The organism is Taibaiella koreensis (assembly GCF_003545715.1).
Taxonomy (GTDB): domain Bacteria; phylum Bacteroidota; class Bacteroidia; order Chitinophagales; family Chitinophagaceae; genus Taibaiella; species Taibaiella koreensis.
The window spans coordinates 38,543-57,260 of the sequence record NZ_QVNU01000008.1 but is presented as its reverse complement, the minus strand read 5'-3'; the positions used below and the strand labels follow the sequence as shown (position 1 = coordinate 57,260).

The following is an 18,718-nucleotide window of genomic DNA, read 5'->3' as shown; positions in this document are numbered from 1 at the left end:
TGCCGCTGTGCCTTAGAGCTTTTGGTACATATACCTAAGTAAATGATGTATTACCTTAAGTAGACTCTTGATACAACGGCCGCGGGGTATTCGCTGCCATCCCTGGCGCACAGGCTGTGGTGCAGGTACGGGCCTTTTATATAACACCAGCTGAAGCAATAACCGGGCAAAGGAGCATGTAATATTATAGAGACAATAACGAGCCCGTCGGCCGGCATAGCTTAGGGTAGAAGACCCCAATGCAGGATGCTAACAAAGTATAGTGATCGCTACCCGGCTTCAAAAGGTACAGACGATCTATTGCTGTAGCAGCGGTATGGAGAAGCATATCGCAGTACCCTCGCCGGGAACACTGCGCAGCTCAAGGTCGCCGCCGATAAGCCTTGCCCTGTGATGCATGCTGAGCATGCCGATGCCCTTGCCGGCGTATAACGCTTCTTTACTGAATCCTTTACCGTTATCGGATATATCCATACGGAAGCGATCGTAGCTATATTGCAGCGTGATATGAAGCAGGCGGGCGCCGGAATGCTTGAGCACATTGTGTATCGCCTCCTGTGCGATACGGAATATCATCAGCTCCTGCTCCTGCGGCATAGTACACACGATACCTTCAACCGCTACGTTGCCCTGCAGCTGCTGCCTGCTGTTCAGCCGTGCGACTTCTGCTTCCAGCGACGAAACCAGTCCAAGGCCCTTCATCAGTTCCCCATTGAGCGAGCGGCCAAGGTTCTTAATGTCCCTTACTATTGTTTCCAGTACATCGGTGGTCGCCAGCATCAGCTTATCGCCGGCAAGCTGTGTGTGCGTGCGGGCGATCACTTTAAGATTGGTTTGCATCAGGTACAGCAACTGGCTGATATTGTCGTGCAGCTCCATGGAAAGGCTATTCATCGAACGCTCCTGGGCTTCTACTTTTGCAAGCAGCACTTTATGTTCGTTCTCTGCTTTCAGCTTTTCCTGCTGACTGGCAAACCGTACCTGCCGGTTCTTATGCGCTACCAGGATGAGGATCACGAAAACGCCGACGGCCATAAATAATATTGTGCCGGACAGGAACAGGGTCAGTATTTCTTTATTGTTCATGACGTTTTTGCGGAAGAAAGCGCAGGAAAATAATGTCTAAAGAGATATAAAAGAAAGTGGTCACGCAGGCATGTGTTGCCTGCAATACTGGGTCAACGACAATTTTGAAAATGCTGAAAAACCCCCAAAACAGAAAATCGGAGAGCTTGTAGAACATGATGGTCGCGGTGAACCAGAAATCCTGGTTTTGCCGGTACCGGTTACCCGTTTGCTTTACCATAATTTGATAAAGCGAGAAGAAGCATAATATCGTAATGACGATGGTGCTAAACATGGTAAAATTCAACTTCAGCGCATTTGACGGCTCGATAAAAAAGGCATTAATGAAGCAGATCACAGCTCCTGTCACCGCGACTACAATACCCCAATTACCTTTTTTGAGCCGGCGGATACTATAATTGAAGTACAGGCACAGCAGACAGAAATCAAAAAGATCATAAATGGAATAGACCAAATGATTGGTTCGATAATAATAAGCCGTATAGTAAGCGGCGGCTTCCGATACCATCGCAAAAAAAACAAGCAGGAACAGGATCCGGGCAGTTTTGCTGAACTTCCGGAATGCGGGCAGACAAATAAAGAAGGTGACGCCAGGCGACAGGACCGCCATATGGTCGAGTATTAACCAAACTAAGTTCATCATATCGCCTTTAGCCAATCTGGCAGTTTATCTTCCTTGCCTGTTAAGAGGTAGCGACTTCCTGCAGGGTGAGGAAGCCCATTTTAATCGCTTTCACCACCAGGGAAGCCCTGTTATGTACTTCCATTTTTTTGAACAGATTGTCCCTGATGCCCTGTATGCTGCGTACAGAAGCGTTTAAGGTGGCGGCAATCTCGGGGTAAGATAAGTCGGAGACGGAAAGCCGCAATACTTCCAGCTCCTTTTGCGTGAGCACGGGTATTTTCACCAGCTTATCTTCCATGGCATTATGCAGGTACCGGCTGAAAGCGCCGGAATAATATTTTCCCGACGCCGCGACAGCGAACAGTGCCTTCCTGATCTCGGCGATATCGGCGCCCTTTAGCAAAAAGCCATTGGCCCCGGCCCTGATCATCCTCAATATGTATATTTCCTCTGTGAGCGCCGTAAGCACCAGCACTTTCATATCGGGCCATTCGCGTTTAATGACCGCGATACTTTCAAATCCGTCCATATGCGGCATATGAATATCGATCAGACAGATATCGGGCAAAGTAGCAGCCATCCGCAGCTGCGTAATAAGCTGCAGGCCGTCGGCCGCCTCAATCGTAACCTCGATGTCGGAATCGGCACAGAGCAAGGCAATAATCCCCTGCCGTACAACAGCATGGTCTTCCGCATAGGCAATAAGAAGGGAATTACCGGCGCCTTTCATCGTTTTCTGCCCTGGCATCAATGGTGTTTGTGCTACAAAACTAAGCAATCATCGTCGAATTAAGCGGTACAGGATCACCGCGATCAGGCATTTGCCTGTTGTTGTTGCCGGTACTAAGTCCAACCTTTGCCCTGTTATCGGCATAAGCAGCGAAGGGCTGCAGACCAGAAAACCGGTGCGGTCAGTGCCTCCGGAGCATAGTCCCGGCAAAGTAAACATCGTTTTCAGGAACCCTGCATGGGGTCCGTCCTGCTGCATTTATTGTTCAACCAGATCAAGTATCTTTTATGAAGAATCTTATTTCGATTGCAGTTGTTTCGGTGTTACTGTTACTTAATGTATCCTGCGCGCAAAAGGCATCAAAAAGAAAAGTATTGGCGCCAGGTTCCAGGTGGAACGGCTATACGAGAACGATAGGGCCGTCGCCTAGCCCCCGAGGGCAGCACAGTGATGCCTTAACTGTTTACTTTAGCACCTACGGTATTACCCTATTGTATAAAAATAGCCCGAAGTAAAGGCTGGAAAGAGGAGAGGAGTACGGATCCGGTATTGGCTACGGAAACTAGAAAACTCTATCCGTTTTACAAATTTGATTCTACCTTATTCAGAATAGCAAGAAACCAATAAAATTTATACGTAGCTGATGTATTATTGAAACAGGCAGCCAGTGAAGTAATAAGTAAATCAGACTGGTAAGGCAAATTCATAATGCAAATTAAATAATAAAACGTTGACAAGATTTTAGGTCAACTGACCAAAAACGAAACAGTCAATCATTTTCTGACCGGCTGCTTCAATTCTAAGTTATCTTCATTGGCGTTTAGGGTGCGTCAAATTCATAGCTTTATCATTTCATGGCTTATTATTGTTAGTTTTTTTCAATTCCATATAAAGGTCTTGCACTATAGTTCCAAAGCGATTTAACATATAATCGACTTTCAGCCTTTGCTCATTCTCTGCCTTGGATAATTTCTTTATAGTATTTAGCTGTACTTTTTGGTCATATAATCCTATCTTATGTAGCTGCTGAATGCGGACACCCCTATTGATATCCCTTCGGATATGCGGTGCTTGAGTATACATCTCAAGCACCACGAAATCGTCAAGAAAGGCATCCGAAATCATATGAGAGAGCCGAAAAAAGTCGGATTGAGTAATTCCATTTTCAATATACAATTTAAAAAGCTTTCCGATAGATGTTGCCTTGTCAATTTCATTTAACCTTGCGATTATAAGAAGGATTTGTCCCCCTACATAATTTCTCGTCTTATCATTTTCAAGTTTTTCTTTGAACTGATCGATCTTTTCTTGTGGTATGCCTTCGACTGCAATTAGAAATTTCAATATTTTGGATGCTTCAAATGACTCTTTTATTTTCTTTGATAGGTTGAAAACATTAATGACACTTCCTATGATTGGAATCTCCTTTAATAGCCCATCTTTTAAAACACTATCCAGCCCAACCTCTAAAATATCCTTTGAAAGATCAGTTAACTCTTTTGATCCTAATGATTCGATAAGGTCAATGTTTTCTATCATGATACCCTAGTTTTGTCATGTTGCCTACAATAAAATCAAGAAAGCAATTTATGAAGAAGAGCCAATCATCTCTGATCGACTGCTCTTCTATCCATTCTATCTTCTTTCGCGTTTTGGAGTATCAAATTCCTGGCTTTGCTATGTTGCTAAGGCCTGTTTACTCATTTTCAGTTTTGAGCTTCCATTTTGAACAAGACAGCTTCCAAAACCACACATCTGTAACACTACCTTCCAGGCAGGATAATCGTATACAGGTATCTCAAATTATTTGATTTGCTCTTCAAGTAAACATATCCATTAATTTGCTTTTCACTGGCATTGATTGGATGATTACAAAGGGTTGGCCCCCAAACTTCCAAACGGCCCTTGTAAATACTTATGAACCTGTTTTTAGATTCACGTATGTCATTTGGAATATCCTTACCCATTACTAATGGAGTATATTCACTTTTCTCCCAAACCGTCTGTTTATCAGTCATTGAATTAATCAACTTATGCTGGTTTTGTGTAAGAGATATAGTACCGCCTTCTTTAAGCAACCGTGTAATATTGCTACTAGTAGATTTTCGACAAGCCTTATAACTGTAAAAAGCGATAAATCGCCTGCGGCAGCTTTTGCAATAATACTGTTGCTTCTGCGTCTTCGTAAAACTATTCTTGATGATATTTACACTGCCACATGAACACTGCTTACGTTCATCACTAACCCTGTTACACGAGGATATTAAATTCATATTTTCAGGCTGATTTTAAGGCAAGAAATAAGCGAAGCGGGCATATGCCCGCTTCGCAAGGTTACGTTTCGTTTTAATTTTTAACTGAAATCCAAGCACTTAAATCTTCCCGAAGTGTCCATCACTAACTCTGTAACACTACCCTCAATACATCCTGAGCCTTTGATTGAATAATCTTCCAATCCTTATTCATTAGCAACATATTGGTATCCCTAATTACATTATCATTACCTAGTTGATAAAATTCGTTAAAAATTTTATCAAAATCCCAAATCGCTCTTTTTTCACTCTCATTAAAAATTGATTGGAACCATTCCTTGTCTCTGACGTAAGAAATAGAGTGCCACTGTTCATATAATTCTTCTCCCAAAATCATAAATGGAATTTGTGATTGATAGAATTGTGATTTCTCACTAGAAGCTATATACTCCAGGACTGAGATAAGATTATTCTTAAAATTCAATTGCAATTTCTTCATGTCATCTTCCCTTTGGTAGTCCTTCATATGGAATATGAGTTTTGACTTGAAAATCAGGATCATTGGTTGGTACTACTTTACCATTTTTATCTAAATAATCACCACTTTCATTTCTCCATCTAAAGTATCCATTTTCTTGCCTAGTCCAATCGCTGGCTGCTGCGTTATGCCTATCATTTTGGTGTTCAAATATGAAGTGAAAATATTCGTATTTTAAAATAAAGTAATTATATTTATAACTAATTTGAATTTGATTAGGCAAAGCAGCTACTTTTGTGCTCATGCTTTTACCTGCTTATATCGATATGCATACGCATAGAGAACAAACAAGCGATGCTGTGATGGCGCTGCAAAACCGTTATGATGGTTTTGATGTGCCGCCCGGCAATCAATACTGTAGCATGGGCCTGCATCCCTGGTACCTCGGTGAAGTATCGGCGCAAATGGCGTTGCTGGCACATTATGCAAGGCACAGGCAGGTGCTGGCGATCGGCGAATGTGGCCTGGATAAGATTTGTACAACGCCCTGGGCGCTCCAGCTGGAAGCCTTCCGGCAGCAGATCGCTTTGGCAGAGCAGTTGAAAAAGCCCTTGATCGTCCATTGTGTCCGGGCCTATACCGAGATCATGGCGCTGTTAAAGACAGTAGTGGTACCCGTAATCATACACGGCTTTCAAAAGAAGCCTGAGCTGGCCGCGGCATTACTGGGCCAGGGTTTTTATCTCTCCTTTGGCAAGGCATTGCTGGAAAATAAAGCGCAGGCCGCCGCAAGCCTCGCGGCCACAACGGCCGATCGCTTTTTCCTGGAAACGGACCATGCAGCGCTTCCCATCCGGCGTATCTATGAAGCAGCTTCTGAAATTCGGAAAACTGGACCGGATGAGCTTATTTTGCAGCTCCAAAAAAATTTCAAAACCGTTTTCACATGATGAAGGATACGGCATGGCTGTCGCGTACGGAATTACTGATCGGCAAGGAAGCACTGGAGCGGCTGGCCAACAGCCGGGTACTGGTGGTAGGCATGGGCGGCGTGGGCTCTTTTGCCGCTGAATTTATTTGTCGTGGCGGCGTTGGCCGCATGACCATTGTAGACGGCGACACCGTCGATCCCAGCAATCGCAACCGGCAGCTGCCGGCACTGGCTACCACGCATGGACAAAGCAAAGCGGAGCTGATGGCCGAACGCCTGAAAGCGATAAACCCGGAGCTGGCGTTGGAAGTGATCAGGGAATTCATACGGCCCAAGGCTGTAGAGGAGATACTGGCCGAGCCTTACGATTATGTGGTCGACGCTATCGATAGCATTTCGCCTAAGCTATCGTTCATGAAGGCCGCCTATTATAAAGGGTATCCCCTCATCAGCTCGATGGGCGCCGGTGGCAAGCTTGATCCCACACAGCTCGAGATCGTTGATATTTCGAAGACCTATATGTGTCCCTTTGCGCAGCATCTGCGTAAGATGCTACGCCGCGACGGTATTCGCAGCGGTATCAAGGTCGTCTTTTCACCCGAGGAGCCTGTAAAGGAATCGCTGATGATGACGGATGGTTCCAATTTTAAAAAATCGGCATATGGTACCATGTCCTATCTGCCGGCCACCTTTGGCGCCGTCGTCGCTTCCGTAGTGATCCGCGATCTTATTACAACAAGCCGGTAAGGGGCTGGCTAACCTTTATCCAGCACTATCCTGAAGCCCTCCAGTTGACGCCGGTGTCGCAGCACATGTACGATAGCATGCTCCATCATCTGCTCTATATCATAGATCTGTTGCCAGGCGGTTCTTATTTTCGCTGCCTCGTCCGGTTCTTCCAGCGCGGTATCGGGCACTTGTTCCAGTATGCCGCAGGTAAATGCGAAAACCTGGTCCAGGTCTTCCAGGTAAGCCGCGCTGCCGTGCCGTAGCGTCGGCAGCGGCCTTTGGAGTGCCATTCCTCTCAGGTTGCCGATATAGACGGCATAGCTGTAAGCGCAGCTGACGACATGGGTGAGCACCGTTTGCACCGACCGGCATTGTTCATCTGCCGTTAAGGGGTCGGCGATGACAACTAGTTCCTTATCATCGAAAAGCAGGATACATTGTTTCAGATCGTGTAGGGCCCGTTCGTATTCATCAAGCAAAGCGCCTGTAGCACCCTGCCTTCGGTATGGGATCATATAGATATTTTGGGTACAGCTGCAAGTTCGGTAAAATAAAATGGGAATACTATCGTTTATACGTATAAGTGTGTCTTTGTAGCAGAGACATAGTACGGAATTCTTTCCCGTGTGTCTTTCAGCTAGTAGTAGTATGCTGTCTCCTGGTAAACAGGGCCGGCGGCATCCCGGAATAAGGGTAAGCGGCGCTCCGGTTGTCTGACTAAAAGAACGAAGCATTTTTCAGAAAGTATCGGAACGTATTAATGAATGGATTTGGCATTTGGCTCCTGCTGGCCGGCTTGTTGACCGGGAGCAGTCTTTGGGCGCAGGAAAAGATCGGAGGGCAAGTAAAGGACAAGAAGACCGGAGCGCCGCTCTCTTTTGTAACGGTAAGTGTTCCCGGTACAGCTATTGGTGGCTTTACCGACGAAGATGGCCGTTTTCTGCTTGACGCGCCCGCGCGGGCCGACAGCCTGTGGGTGTTTATGCTGGGCTATAAAGAGCTATTGCTGCCCCTGGCCGGAAAATCCCTGCAGGCCCTCGATATACGGCTGGAAGAGCAGGGCGCTATGCTCGCCGAAGTCTCGGTGAGCAGCAGCAAGGAAAAATACCGCAACAGGGACAACCCGGCTGTCGCCCTCATCCGCCAGGTGATCGATCACAAGGACCGTAACTATGCCACCGGGACCGGTCCCCTTTCCTATACCCGTTACGAAAAACTCCAGGTTTCCCTCCTTAAGGACAGGGACAGTAAAAAGCCGGCGAAAAAGGCCGCATTGGCGACGTATCTTTATCAAAATGCGGACACGGGAAAGGTAGCAGGTAAAGCCGCCTTACCTGTATTTGTACACGAAAAGGCCAGCCGCTATTCCCGCGATCCCGCAGGGCGTACTACCAACACACTGTTCGGAGAGAAGAAAGCTATGCTCAGCGGCATTATCGACGACAATGGCCTGGAGGCTTATCTCGATAAGATCTATAGCAGCACCGATATCTACGACAACAACATTCTTCTGGGCGATCAACAGCTTTTGAGCCCTATAGCAGGCCTGGCGCCTTCTTTTTACAAATATTACATTACTGATACCATCAAGGATACCACGCCCTGGCAAATAGAACTGTCCTTTTTCCCGAGAAATAAGATCGATCTGCTGTTCAAGGGTACATTGCTCATCAGGCTGGATGGCAGCTATGCCGTGTCGCAGGCCGAAATGACGGTGAGCCGGAACATTAACCTCAATTGGGTAAAAGGGCTGAAGATAAGCCTGGATTACCAGCGCAGCGATTCGGGCAACTATTATCTGAAGCAAAGCAACCTGGGCATGGAGCTGTATATCTTCTCGCAAAAGAAAGGGCTCTATGGAGAAAGAATGGTCTCCGTTTCCGGCTACCGGCATGCGATAGCGCCGGACAGTCTCCTCAAAGAACAGGAGCGGCCTGCCGATGCATTGCCCGATGTGGCATGGGACAAGCTGCGTCCTGCCGGTCAAACCGCTGCGGAAGCCAATGTATCGGCGCATCTCGACACATTAAAGCGGCTGCCTGCCTTTAAGCGGGCGGCCAATATCCTTACTCTGGCGCTCTCGGGATACGAGGTGTTGGGCCCTGTAGAGATTGGTCCGGTAGGTTCTTTCTATAGCTTTAACCCGGTTGAGGGGCTGCGCCTGAAGCTGGGTGGGCGTACCACTGTCGACTTCAGCAAGAAGTTCATGTTTGAAGGGCATGTAGCTTATGGCTTCCGGGACAAGCAATGGAAATACAACGCCGGCGTTACTTATTCGCTTACCAACCGCTCTATATTCGAATTCCCGGTGCGCTCTATCAGCCTGCGCTATAGCTACGAAACACAGATCCCCGGCCAGGACCTGGCCTTCGTGGAGGAAGATAACTTCCTGCTTTCATTCAAAAGAGGTAATAACGATAAATGGTACTACAACAGGAAATGGCAGGCCGAATATGTTCACGAGACCCGGGAGCATTTAGCTTTCCGGGCCGGCTTCAGCCATAGCGTGCAAACGCCCGCCGGGGGCCTGGTCTACCGTATGGGGCAAAACGGCCAGCCCGTCTTGCGGCGCGAGCTTACCCTTACGGAATTAAGCGGCGAGATCCGCTGGGCGCCTCATGAGCAATTTTACCAGGGAAAGAAATTCCGGCGGCCGGTATTCAACGCCTACCCTATTGTCACGCTAAGGGGTACTATGGGCATTAAAGGCCTTATGGGTGCCGACTACAGTTACCGGAGCCTCACGTTGAATATATTCAAGCGGTTTTACCTGTCGCAGCTGGGCTATTCGGATGTGGTCCTGGAAGGTGGCCGCGTATGGGGGCATATACCCTTTCCGCTGCTGTATATCCACAAAGCCAACCAGAGCTATGCTTACCAGCTGCAGTCCTACAACCTGATGAACTTTATGGAGTTTGCCAGCGACCGGTATGTGAGCCTCTATATCGATCATTCTTTTAATGGCTTTTTCCTCAATAAAGTACCGCTGCTCAACAAGCTGCAGCTACGGGAAGTGGCCTCTTTCAAGGCGTTGTACGGCAGCATCGGCAGCGATAACCTGCCTCGGCGCAAATCCCAGGGCCTTTTCGACTTCCCGGTCGATAATCGGGGCCGTCAGTGTATGTATAGCCTGGACCAGGCGCCTTATATCGAGGCCAGCCTGGGTATTTCCAATATCTTCAAAGTGTTGCGGGTAGATGTCGTACGGCGTTTTTCCTATCTCGACCATCCCGGCATTACCGGCTGGGGTGTACGGGGAAGAATAGTGCTGGCCCTGTAATGCAAGATCCGGCTAGCGGAATAGCTCAAAGCCATACTGAGCATCGGTCCAGAACGCGTCCAGGGCAATCATCCGGGGCTTAAAAAAAGAGATGAGGGCAGGCCAGTCATCCTGCCGGAAAATGCTGACGCCTTCTATGCAGGTGCCGATGCTACTCACCACCCTGCCCTGCCCCTTGTCCGTGTGCTCTTCCCATTGCCAGGCTTCGCCGGTATGCCTTTCCAGCATGGGCCTGAGCTCCCGGAACTGCTCCATCATCAGCTCCCGGATGCCGGCGTCGGGATCGGACAGCACTATGCCGATAGAGGCCTGCTTTCGTTCCGCCTCCATCCTGAACTGCAGGTGACGGATGCCGGTGCGGTAATTGATCCAGTTGATACGAAGGCCTTCAGCAGACAGCTGCAGGGCCATATATTGACCAAAGGCTTTCCAGAAGGCTTCCCTGATGGCCGAGGACTCTTCTCTTGTGTACAAAAAGATTGTTTTTAATAGCCCGGCAAAGGTACTATTATTGCGGCTTTGCCGCCGGATCGGGCAGCGGCAGCATTTGATCAACATCCAGGGGGAAGCTGTCGTATTTTTGGTAAAGCTTCAGGTATTTGGCCGGATCGACAGGTTCTTCTTCCAGTATTGCCTTCAATCCGTAGAAGAAACCTTCCCTTTGCTGGCCGGGATGGAACAGCAGGGTAACGGTTACTGCTGCAGCTGAGTCATTCCGGAAACCATGGGGGCTCATCCTGGGGATGAAGACCAGGCCACCTTCGGGCACCGTTATTTCACGATCTTCCAGGCTCACCGTCAGCGTTCCCTTATTGACGATAAAAGTCTCGTCCATAAAGCGGTGATAATGCAGCCGGGCGCCGATGGTACCAGGCTGCAGCAGTATCTCGTAAACGCCGAGCTGATCGTTGGATAGATCGCTGGTCACCTTAAGGGTGATCTTATTGCCATTGATCGCGATCGCTTCGCCTTCTCCCGGGAGGAAGACCACCGTTTTGTCTTTAAGCTGGTCGTTCAGGTAATCTTTAGTCGTTTGCATGTTGTTCTTGATTTTGCTGCGACAAAGATCGGCCGGGCTGCAGCGTAAAACATTTACTTATGTTGAGAAAATGAAGCCGTTTACAGCGCTGCGCGGATACGGCTGAGCTGGGTAGGCGTTACGCCTACATAGGCCGCCACTTCATGTTGTTTAAGGCGGGGCTCCAGGCCCGGATAGGCTTCCCGGAAGTCGAGATACCGGGTGGTAGCATTGTCGTGGCGCAAGGAGATTTCCAGGGGCTCTTTTTCGATGATCCAATGCAGCTCCATATAGCGAATGTATAAAGCAGCAATGTCAGCATACTGTACCGTCAATTCTTTAAAGCGGTCGAAATTATATTCCAATATACTACTTGCTTCCAGGGCCTTTATCGTAAACCGGCTTGGTCCTTTCTGAAGCAGGGCGCTCATCGATGCCATAAAATAAGCTTCCGGGAAAAACCGCTTGATCACGGTATTCCCGTCTTCCGTAATGAAATACTGGGAGAACAGACCTTTGCTTACGAAGGCAACCGTGCGGGGAACATCACCTTCTCTGATGAAAAAATCATTTTTCTTCACACGGCGTTCGGTAATCATACCTGCCCAGGCGGCGCGGCTTTCCGCCGAAAGCGGCGCATAGTGATCCAATCTTTTCCAAAGCTGTTCCATTGTTTGGTTTATTCATGCAAACATAAGCAAGCCGCGCAGTAATGGCGCACGATTTGTTCTGATTTTTGATCTACTGGTAAGCAGGTGCCGGCGCGCTACCTGTTTTCAGGGAAGTCTGAACCCAGCCTGGCAGGGATTGTGTTTTTTTGCTATTTCGCTGGTTTTGGCCCAACCTTCAATATATCATTCAGGTCTTTTTAAGCGTTCCTGCCGTATAGTACTAACGACTATTTCGTCTGTCTTGATTGAGGACATGATGCTATACAAAGTTCTTTTTTCACTGGGGGCTGGTCCGGTTGCAGCGTATCGCAGCCGGACCTCATTGAAGAACCTTTATTGAAGAACCGGTAAGCAACCAGGCAGGAATACAACAGATCAGAATCGTTGCGTGTGCAAATTCCGGGTATCCCTTCGAGATGCCCATAAGAAGATTTAACAGACAATAAGACCGGAATTTTATGGTAACAGAAATGGCAACGCTCAGCGTACCCTACGCTGATGCAGGCAATCGCACTATGTCCGCTGAGGGCGGCAGATTGCTCGACTTTAAAACACCCGCTACTTCGGGGATCATCGGCATCGCCGGACCCGGGCAGGATGCCTGGAAGCAGGTTGCAGCAGATACTGGCGGCAACCGTTGTTTCACCGTCTTCTTTATGCAAGGCGACAATCCGCTGTTCATGCCGCCATTGGGCATGCCCGGCGGCTATAACGGGCATATTTTTATCGACAAGCCCCGATATAAGATACTGCCGGGAACAGTGCAGACCCAACCATTGGTGTATGCTTGTTTTGACCAGCCCGATGCCATTTTCCGCATGCTAAAAGAGCAGTATGGCGTTACACCTCAGGTACAGCATTATGGCAACAGCTATGTATCGTTACAGATCGCCGGTACGCCTGAGTTGGAGTATATATATTACTACCTGGGTAAGCTGCAGGCCTTGCAGGCAAAAGAAGAACATATAGCCTTGCTGGTAAAAGATCTTGTAAGCACATTGCTGGATACCCTTATGGGCCAGGTCCATACCAGGCTGCTCGACAGACGCATGATCCGTAATCATGCAGGTACCATAGAAAGAGCCAAGTCTTATATCTTCGAACATTTCATGGAGGAGATCACATTGGCCGGTCTGGCACGTCATTGCTATGCCAGCCCTTTTCACTTTAGCAGAATATTTAAACAATTCAGTGCCTACGCGCCACACCAGTACATACAAGCGCTCCGGCTCAAGCACGCAGAGCTGCTGCTGCGCACTACCGATCTGCCCATTGCCGAGATCAGTACCTTGAGTGGGTTCCGGCGTACCGACTATTTCTCCGCAGCATTTAAAAAACGATACAAAATGGCCCCTTCGGGATTTAAGCGGCTGTCTGCAGCCTAGGTCCTCTTTTTTACGCGGGTACAGTGCTGGCTATAGCAAAGCGATAGTTATGTTGTTTAGCCAGGCATAAGACCATGGCTGAAGGATCAAGCGTAAAGCTGGGAGAAGGAACAATTTAGTTCAGCTACCGTTCAGACCGCTGTCGCGTTCCGACCGGTAGCCGGACAGGACGGCCTGTAACCGCTCCGGAGATAGTAATTGCTCCGTAGGAGCAAAATGTCTGTAGACAAATAAGTCAGCAACCCTGCAATTGTTCCGTAGGAGCAAAATGTCTGTAGACAAATAAACCAGCAACCTTGCAATTGCTCCGTAGGAGCAAAATGTCTGTAGACAAATAAACCAGCAACCTTGCAATTGCTCCGTAGGAGCAAAATGTCTGTAGACAAATAAAAGCAACCCTGCAATTGCTTCGTAGAAGCAAAATGTCTGTGGTTTCAGCCATCATTCAAACCGCTGTCGCATTCAGACCGGTAGCCGGGCAGGACGGCCAATGGCAGCTTGACCAGGAATACCGAACCATGTCCCGGTGTGCTGGAAACGGTGAGCGCTCCCTCATGGCGATCGACAATTTCTTTACTCAGGTAGAGCCCAAGTCCCAGGCCGGGGATATCGTTGGTCCCTTCGGCGCGGTAGAAGCGGGTAAAGATCTTTTGGCGCTGCTCTTTACTCAGCCCTATACCTTCATCTTTTATGGCCAGGCAGGCTTTCCCATCCTGTGCATACAGGTTGACATATATCTTGTCGGCCTGTGGCGAATATTTGATCGCATTGGTAACCAGGTTAACGATCACCTGTTCTATACGTTGCTTATCGGCGTTTATCCATATGGCGTCGCCGGGGTCTTCGCATATGATACGATGGCTTTGGATTGTATACTGAAAGGTCTCCAGGTTCTCCTGCAGCAGTTGGCGCAAATTGAATACCTCCAGGCTGAACTGCAGTTTGCCCGCCTCGATCTTGGACACATCAAACAGGTCGGTGACCAGCGAATTCAGTTTTTCCACCTGGTTGATCAGTTTATCGAAGAAGAGGCGCCCTACCCCATCCTGAGCCGTTTTATTAAGGATCTGCAAATAGCCTTTGATAGAAGTGAGGGGCGTTTTGAGCTCGTGGCTGGCCAGGGCGATGAACTCGTCCTTTTTGGCGCTGACACTTTTAACTTCTTCAAACAACCGGGAATTGTCCAATGCGGTAGCGGCCTGTGCCGCTATGCTGCTGACGATATCTTCATGCTCCTCACTGAACATTCCCGGCTCGGGATGTCCGAAGAACAGGCCGCCGATTACTTCGCCGGAGACGGATATTACGGGCACGGCCAGGTAGCTTACTACCGGCAAATGCCCCTGGGGTTGTCCATAATGAGGCGCGCTTTTACCGTACCTGGGGTCTTTCGTGATATCATCGGACCGCACTACGCCCAGGCCGCTGAAGGTAGGGTGAAATACTGCGGTATTCCTGGGCATACCAAATTGTTCGAAAGCAGATCTGTCGGCTCCCGATAAGGTATAGAGCATAAAGGCTTCTCCCTGCTCGTCGATTGTATTGTAAAAAAAAGCGCCAAAGGCTGCACCGGTAAGGTGCGTGGTGGCGTCGGTTGCTTTTTGCAAAATGGCTTGCACATCCAGGTCTTCCGATATAGTCTTGCTGATATCATAGAGTAGCTCAAGCCGGTGCGCCACCTGCTCTATCACCCGTGTGGCATGGATTCTTTCCGATATATCCCTGGCGATTTTCGAAGCGCCGGTGATCTTGCCGGAAGGGTCTTTGACCGGCGACACCGTAATTGAGATCGGAATTTCGTGTCCATCCTTGTGCAGACGGATCGTCTGAAAGTGGTCGATCTTATTACCCGCTCTGATATTGCTGATGATCCGCTCTTCTTCTGCCTGCAGCGATGGAGGGATCAGGATGGTAATATGCTTACCCAACACTTCGTCTTCTTTATAGCCGAATATTTTTTGCGCGCCCTGGTTCCAGCTTGTGATAATGCCGTCCAGGTTCTTGCTGATAATCGCATCATCGGACGATTCTACAATAGCGGAAAGAACGGCCTGTTTTTCTTCCCAGCTTTTTTGCCGGCTGATATCAATAAGCGTAAAGCAGGCAGCCGTCATCCTATTTTCTGCCCCGGGAATGAGCGCCGGGTAAACTTGCAGGTGGCGTACTTCGCCATCTTCGTCCTTTACGATCAACTCGGCAGGTTGTGGCTCCGCCTCCATCAGTGCCTTCATCACAGGACTGTCTTTGGGTTGCATTATTTTCCCATCGGGATGGAACAATTGCCAGCGTCCGTGCCAGGTGTCTTCCCCTATGCGGGGTTGATAGCCCCACAGCTCTGCGGCGGCTATGTTATAGAAAGTAAGGATGTTGTTTTTGTCGCAGGTAAATATAGGGACCGGCAAACCATTAACTAGTTTACCGAAGTGAATATCGTTTTTTTCCGAAGCAGAAGCAAGATCAAAAGATGGGGTAACGCTCATCGGGTTAGTTTCAGGATCAGATGCAAAGCAAGCCGGAGGAGATCCCGGACGTATTTACGTCCATCAAGTTACGACAATATTGGCGAACAGATTTTTATTTAAATAAATGATTGTAAGGCAACCGGTAGCGCACCCGTTTTACCAGGGCCAGTAGCTGCAGATCAGGATAGCGGTAACGATGCCTGTCAGGTCGGCCAGCAACATAGAGCCAATGGCATAGCGGGTATTTTTTACGTTTACAGCGCCAAAATAGACCGCGATCACATAGAAGGTGGTATCTGAGCTGCCCTGGAACACGCAGCTCAGCCGCCCGGCGAAAGAATCGGCGCCAAACACTTTCATCGTGTCCACCATCATACCCCTCGCGCCGCTACCGCTCAACGGCTTAATCAGCGCAGTGGGCAAGGCATCCACGATATTGATGTTCAGGTGCAGTGCAGTGAACACATATTTCAGTCCGCTGGTGACCAGATCGAATACACCGCTGGTCCGCAGCATGCTGATGGCCACCAGCATGCCCACCAGGTAGGGAATAATCTTTATGGAAATATCAAAGCCGCCTTTGGCGCCTTCGACAAAAGCATCGAATACATTGATCTTTTTATATAACGCCCCGAATACGATCAGCAGGAAGATCAGCAGAATGAGCCCGTTGCTGAGCAAGGCGGAGAAGCTTTCCATCCGCGTTCTGTCGAGACGGCTGAGGTACCAGATCAATGCCGCGATAGCTGCCGATATGCCACCGATCCAGCCCAGGATCACCGGTTGAAAGAGGTTGATCTTCTGGCGGAGGGCGACTATGGTCATGGCCGCCAGGGTGGCGACGAAAGTCGCGATCATACAAGGCAGAAAGATATCCGTAGGATTCGCAGCATTCAGCCTGGCCCTCATCGCTATAATAGAAACCGGTATCAGGGTAAGACCGGCCGCATGCAGGCAGAGGAACATGATCTGGGCGTCGGTAGCCTTATTCTTGTCGGGATTGAGCTCTTGCAGGCTTTCCATCGCCTTGATGCCAAAAGGTGTGGCGGCATTATCCAGGCCCAGCAGGTTGGCCGAAAAGTTGAGCATCATATGACCCATCGCCGGGTGGCCCTTGGGAATACCGGGGAAAAGCCGCGAGAAGAAGGGACCTATGATGCGGGATAAGAGCCTGATGCCGCCGGCATTTTCAGCGATGCGCATAAAACCCATAAACAGGGCCATAATGCCGATAAGGCCGATGCAGATTTCAACTGCCGATTTGCAGGTAGCGAGGATGCCGTCGGCCACCTGTTCTTTATAAGTAATATAGTTCCCGTTGTCCAGCTGCCGTATACGGTCTTCCCCCTGTTTGAACTCTTTATGCGCATCGAGTTGCTGCCGTATACCGGCAGGTACATGGAGGCTGTCGTATACCTGCGTCATGGTGGTATCCCCAGCCTTCCCCGTCACCATTTTGCTGTAGATCTGCTGGTGGTCCGGTGAAAAGAACAGTTGCGCCGATGCCGCCAGGACGGCCAGGACGATGAATGCGCTCCAGATTCTACTTAATGCCATAAGATAATTGCGGGATATACCGCGGCGAATTTAATCAAATCTTTATGTTTTCCGGGATCCCTTGTTCCATTGCCGGTATAACGATGGACCGGGGCGTTTGCCATTGCCGCAAACGAGATCATATGGAACCGGAATTGTCTTTGTTCCTGCACACCGGCCGTAGCTTCGCCGACGCCATAGAAAGTCAGCTATTTGGCAAACCTTGCTTCGAGACCGGAGGAAAAGCCTTTATTTGTTTTTTTGGGAAAAGTATGGTGTTCAAACTGCCGGTCGAAGCGCATCGTGTGGCTATGGCGCTGGAAGAAGCCGTTCTGTTCGATCCGTCCGGTAAGGGCCGCGCTATGAAGGAATGGGTGCAACTCAGCTACCGCCACAGGGATCGTTGGCCAGACCTGGCACAGGAAGCATTTGTCTACGCCCGGGAATAAAGTAGCTTATGATTTGCCTTTGTCCAGGGTAAAGCCAAAGGAGGAACCTACACCTACTTTGCTGCGTACGGTTACGGTTTGCCCATGGGCTTCTATAATGTGCTTGACAATGGCCAGGCCCAGGCCGGTACCGCCTATCTCGCGGCTGCGGCTGCGGTCGGCGCGGTAAAAGCGTTCGAAAATGCGGGAAAGATGGTGCTCGGCAATACCCGGTCCATCGTCGGATACCTCTATATAGATGCGTCCGCCGTCCATCTGGTAAACGCCGGTGGTGATGGTGCCGCCGTCGTTGCCATATTTCAGGGCATTTTCCACCAGGTTCACGATCACCTGCTTTACCTTCTGCTTATCGGCATACACGGTAATGGCGGCCTCTGTTCCCTTCTTGATATGCATGTCGATATTACGGTCCCGTGCCTTCAGCATCATTTCCTCATACACATCTTTCACGAGCTCCTGGATCACGAACGATTCCTGCACGATCGGTATCTTACCCGATTCCAGCTTGCTGATCTGGTCGAGATCGTCGGCCAGTTGTACGAGGCGCTGAATACCTTTGGTAGCGTTGCTGAGGAATTTTCGGTTCACCGAGGCATCGTCTATCGCACCGTTCAGCAGGGTATGCACATAGCCCTGCACCGTAAATATGGGTGTGCGCAGCTCATGAGCCAGGTTCATCAGGAACTCTTTCCGGAACAGCTCGTTCTTCTGCAGCATTTCGATTTCATCTCTTTTTTCGATGGCCCAGCGTTCCACGTCTTTCCGTACTTCATCGATGGATTTTTGCGGTAGAATATTCTGATAAAAAAACTCCTCGCGCTTGGTGGCTTTGGTCTGGTAAATGAATTTATAGATCAGTTTTATCTTGCGGTAAATAAAGTACTGGAGCGTGTAAAAATAGATCGTATAAGCCACGGTAAACGTAAGGGCAAAAGCGCTGAGATCGATGTACCAGGGTTGTCTTAAAAAGAGGGTAAAAACAGTAATAATAGCAGCCAGTATCAGCGCCGTAAAGAACGAGAGAATGGCGGGAGAAGTGTTTTTGGATTGTATGACAGGCAAAGCATTCCGGTTTGGGGCAAAAGT

Annotated in this window: 19 protein-coding genes; 5 read left to right on the top strand and 14 right to left on the bottom strand. The window is 49.0% G+C overall.

All coding sequences use genetic code 11. The features are described 5' to 3' along the window. Positions 1–297 precede the first annotated feature (297 nt). From DZK30_RS22395 to DZK30_RS26075, 7 genes are all read right to left on the bottom strand, one after another. Positions 298–1,086 (bottom strand): sensor histidine kinase, encoded by a 789-nt coding sequence (locus DZK30_RS22395; RefSeq protein WP_118976426.1) that lies wholly within the window; start codon positions 1,084–1,086, stop codon positions 298–300. Next, complete coding sequence (locus tag DZK30_RS22390; protein WP_162903344.1) at positions 1,076–1,729, bottom strand: hypothetical protein; 654 nt, start codon at positions 1,727–1,729, stop codon at positions 1,076–1,078. The genes DZK30_RS22395 and DZK30_RS22390 overlap by 11 nt, the downstream gene beginning before the upstream one ends. 40 nt (positions 1,730–1,769) lie before the next feature. After that, positions 1,770–2,459 (bottom strand): response regulator transcription factor, encoded by a 690-nt coding sequence (locus DZK30_RS22385; RefSeq protein ID WP_118976424.1) that lies wholly within the window; start codon positions 2,457–2,459, stop codon positions 1,770–1,772. Positions 2,460–3,293: 834 nt separating this feature from the next. Further along, complete coding sequence (locus tag DZK30_RS22380) at positions 3,294–3,980, bottom strand: hypothetical protein (protein ID WP_118976423.1); 687 nt, start codon at positions 3,978–3,980, stop codon at positions 3,294–3,296. A 224-nt stretch (positions 3,981–4,204) separates the two neighbouring features. Then, the gene (locus DZK30_RS26690) at positions 4,205–4,714 is read right to left on the bottom strand and encodes an IS1/IS1595 family N-terminal zinc-binding domain-containing protein (protein ID WP_449452192.1); all 510 of its coding nucleotides are present in this window, start codon (positions 4,712–4,714) and stop codon (positions 4,205–4,207) included. Positions 4,715–4,838: 124 nt separating this feature from the next. After that, positions 4,839–5,219, bottom strand: coding sequence for a hypothetical protein (locus DZK30_RS22370; protein WP_118976422.1), 381 nt, complete (start codon positions 5,217–5,219; stop codon positions 4,839–4,841). After that, complete coding sequence (locus DZK30_RS26075; protein ID WP_162903343.1) at positions 5,194–5,475, bottom strand: hypothetical protein; 282 nt, start codon at positions 5,473–5,475, stop codon at positions 5,194–5,196. The genes DZK30_RS22370 and DZK30_RS26075 overlap by 26 nt, the downstream gene beginning before the upstream one ends. On the opposite strand from DZK30_RS26075, the gene DZK30_RS22365 reads away from it, so the two are divergent. Next, on the top strand, positions 5,474–6,121 hold the full coding sequence (locus DZK30_RS22365) for a TatD family hydrolase (RefSeq protein ID WP_118976421.1): 648 nt from the start codon (positions 5,474–5,476) through the stop codon (positions 6,119–6,121). The genes DZK30_RS26075 and DZK30_RS22365 overlap by 2 nt on opposite strands. Next, complete coding sequence (locus tag DZK30_RS22360) at positions 6,118–6,849, top strand: tRNA threonylcarbamoyladenosine dehydratase (protein WP_205529538.1); 732 nt, start codon at positions 6,118–6,120, stop codon at positions 6,847–6,849. The genes DZK30_RS22365 and DZK30_RS22360 overlap by 4 nt, the downstream gene beginning before the upstream one ends. An 8-nt stretch (positions 6,850–6,857) precedes the next feature. Here DZK30_RS22360 and DZK30_RS22355 read toward each other — a convergent pair whose 3' ends face one another. Continuing rightward, positions 6,858–7,346, bottom strand: a complete 489-nt coding sequence (locus tag DZK30_RS22355) for a DinB family protein (RefSeq protein WP_118976419.1) — start codon at positions 7,344–7,346, stop codon at positions 6,858–6,860. A gap of 245 nt (positions 7,347–7,591) precedes the next feature. Here DZK30_RS22355 and DZK30_RS22350 point away from each other — a divergent pair, with 245 nt between their 5' ends. Next, positions 7,592–10,111: a DUF5686 and carboxypeptidase-like regulatory domain-containing protein gene (locus tag DZK30_RS22350; protein ID WP_118976418.1), complete on the top strand. Its 2,520-nt coding sequence runs from the start codon at positions 7,592–7,594 to the stop codon at positions 10,109–10,111. 12 nt (positions 10,112–10,123) lie between these two features. On the opposite strand, the gene DZK30_RS22345 is transcribed toward DZK30_RS22350, so the two are convergent. The 3 genes from DZK30_RS22345 to DZK30_RS22335 form a co-directional block, all read right to left on the bottom strand. Further along, positions 10,124–10,585, bottom strand: a complete 462-nt coding sequence (locus tag DZK30_RS22345) for a DUF4268 domain-containing protein (RefSeq protein ID WP_205529537.1) — start codon at positions 10,583–10,585, stop codon at positions 10,124–10,126. Positions 10,586–10,619: 34 nt separating this feature from the next. Further along, entirely contained in the window at positions 10,620–11,150 is a 531-nt protein-coding gene (locus tag DZK30_RS22340) for a cupin domain-containing protein (RefSeq protein WP_118976416.1), read from the bottom strand. An 80-nt stretch (positions 11,151–11,230) separates the two neighbouring features. After that, the gene (locus DZK30_RS22335; RefSeq protein WP_118976415.1) at positions 11,231–11,800 is read right to left on the bottom strand and encodes a Crp/Fnr family transcriptional regulator; all 570 of its coding nucleotides are present in this window, start codon (positions 11,798–11,800) and stop codon (positions 11,231–11,233) included. A 458-nt stretch (positions 11,801–12,258) separates the two neighbouring features. On the opposite strand from DZK30_RS22335, the gene DZK30_RS22330 reads away from it, so the two are divergent. Further along, the gene (locus DZK30_RS22330) at positions 12,259–13,185 is read left to right on the top strand and encodes a helix-turn-helix transcriptional regulator (RefSeq protein WP_118976414.1); all 927 of its coding nucleotides are present in this window, start codon (positions 12,259–12,261) and stop codon (positions 13,183–13,185) included. Between the two features lie 434 nt (positions 13,186–13,619). Here the strand turns inward: DZK30_RS22330 and DZK30_RS22325 are convergent, their stop codons facing one another. Both DZK30_RS22325 and DZK30_RS22320 read right to left on the bottom strand, forming a co-directional pair. Continuing rightward, entirely contained in the window at positions 13,620–15,665 is a 2,046-nt protein-coding gene (locus DZK30_RS22325; RefSeq protein WP_118976413.1) for a PAS domain-containing sensor histidine kinase, read from the bottom strand. A 138-nt stretch (positions 15,666–15,803) separates the two neighbouring features. Continuing rightward, positions 15,804–17,204: a nucleoside recognition domain-containing protein gene (locus DZK30_RS22320; RefSeq protein WP_118976412.1), complete on the bottom strand. Its 1,401-nt coding sequence runs from the start codon at positions 17,202–17,204 to the stop codon at positions 15,804–15,806. Between the two features lie 122 nt (positions 17,205–17,326). On the opposite strand from DZK30_RS22320, the gene DZK30_RS22315 reads away from it, so the two are divergent. Next, positions 17,327–17,632, top strand: coding sequence for a hypothetical protein (locus DZK30_RS22315; protein WP_118976411.1), 306 nt, complete (start codon positions 17,327–17,329; stop codon positions 17,630–17,632). A 6-nt stretch (positions 17,633–17,638) separates the two neighbouring features. On the opposite strand, the gene DZK30_RS22310 is transcribed toward DZK30_RS22315, so the two are convergent. Beyond that, the gene (locus DZK30_RS22310) at positions 17,639–18,694 is read right to left on the bottom strand and encodes a sensor histidine kinase (RefSeq protein WP_118976410.1); all 1,056 of its coding nucleotides are present in this window, start codon (positions 18,692–18,694) and stop codon (positions 17,639–17,641) included. Positions 18,695–18,718: the final 24 nt, after the last annotated feature.

Coding starts and splice junctions, on each gene's coding strand:
- DZK30_RS22355 (WP_118976419.1), bottom strand. CDS start 7,346: ATGATCCCATACCGAAGGCAGGGTGCTACAGGCGCTTTGCTTGATGAA.
- DZK30_RS22325 (WP_118976413.1), bottom strand. CDS start 15,665: ATGAGCGTTACCCCATCTTTTGATCTTGCTTCTGCTTCGGAAAAAAAC.
- DZK30_RS26690 (WP_449452192.1), bottom strand. CDS start 4,714: ATGAATTTAATATCCTCGTGTAACAGGGTTAGTGATGAACGTAAGCAG.
- DZK30_RS22320 (WP_118976412.1), bottom strand. CDS start 17,204: ATGGCATTAAGTAGAATCTGGAGCGCATTCATCGTCCTGGCCGTCCTG.
- DZK30_RS22335 (WP_118976415.1), bottom strand. CDS start 11,800: ATGGAACAGCTTTGGAAAAGATTGGATCACTATGCGCCGCTTTCGGCG.
- DZK30_RS22315 (WP_118976411.1), top strand. CDS start 17,327: ATGGAACCGGAATTGTCTTTGTTCCTGCACACCGGCCGTAGCTTCGCC.
- DZK30_RS22395 (WP_118976426.1), bottom strand. CDS start 1,086: ATGAACAATAAAGAAATACTGACCCTGTTCCTGTCCGGCACAATATTA.
- DZK30_RS22370 (WP_118976422.1), bottom strand. CDS start 5,219: ATGAAGGACTACCAAAGGGAAGATGACATGAAGAAATTGCAATTGAAT.
- DZK30_RS22360 (WP_205529538.1), top strand. CDS start 6,118: ATGATGAAGGATACGGCATGGCTGTCGCGTACGGAATTACTGATCGGC.
- DZK30_RS22365 (WP_118976421.1), top strand. CDS start 5,474: ATGCTTTTACCTGCTTATATCGATATGCATACGCATAGAGAACAAACA.
- DZK30_RS22380 (WP_118976423.1), bottom strand. CDS start 3,980: ATGATAGAAAACATTGACCTTATCGAATCATTAGGATCAAAAGAGTTA.
- DZK30_RS22350 (WP_118976418.1), top strand. CDS start 7,592: ATGAATGGATTTGGCATTTGGCTCCTGCTGGCCGGCTTGTTGACCGGG.
- DZK30_RS22390 (WP_162903344.1), bottom strand. CDS start 1,729: ATGATGAACTTAGTTTGGTTAATACTCGACCATATGGCGGTCCTGTCG.
- DZK30_RS22340 (WP_118976416.1), bottom strand. CDS start 11,150: ATGCAAACGACTAAAGATTACCTGAACGACCAGCTTAAAGACAAAACG.
- DZK30_RS22385 (WP_118976424.1), bottom strand. CDS start 2,459: ATGCCAGGGCAGAAAACGATGAAAGGCGCCGGTAATTCCCTTCTTATT.
- DZK30_RS22330 (WP_118976414.1), top strand. CDS start 12,259: ATGGTAACAGAAATGGCAACGCTCAGCGTACCCTACGCTGATGCAGGC.
- DZK30_RS26075 (WP_162903343.1), bottom strand. CDS start 5,475: ATGAGCACAAAAGTAGCTGCTTTGCCTAATCAAATTCAAATTAGTTAT.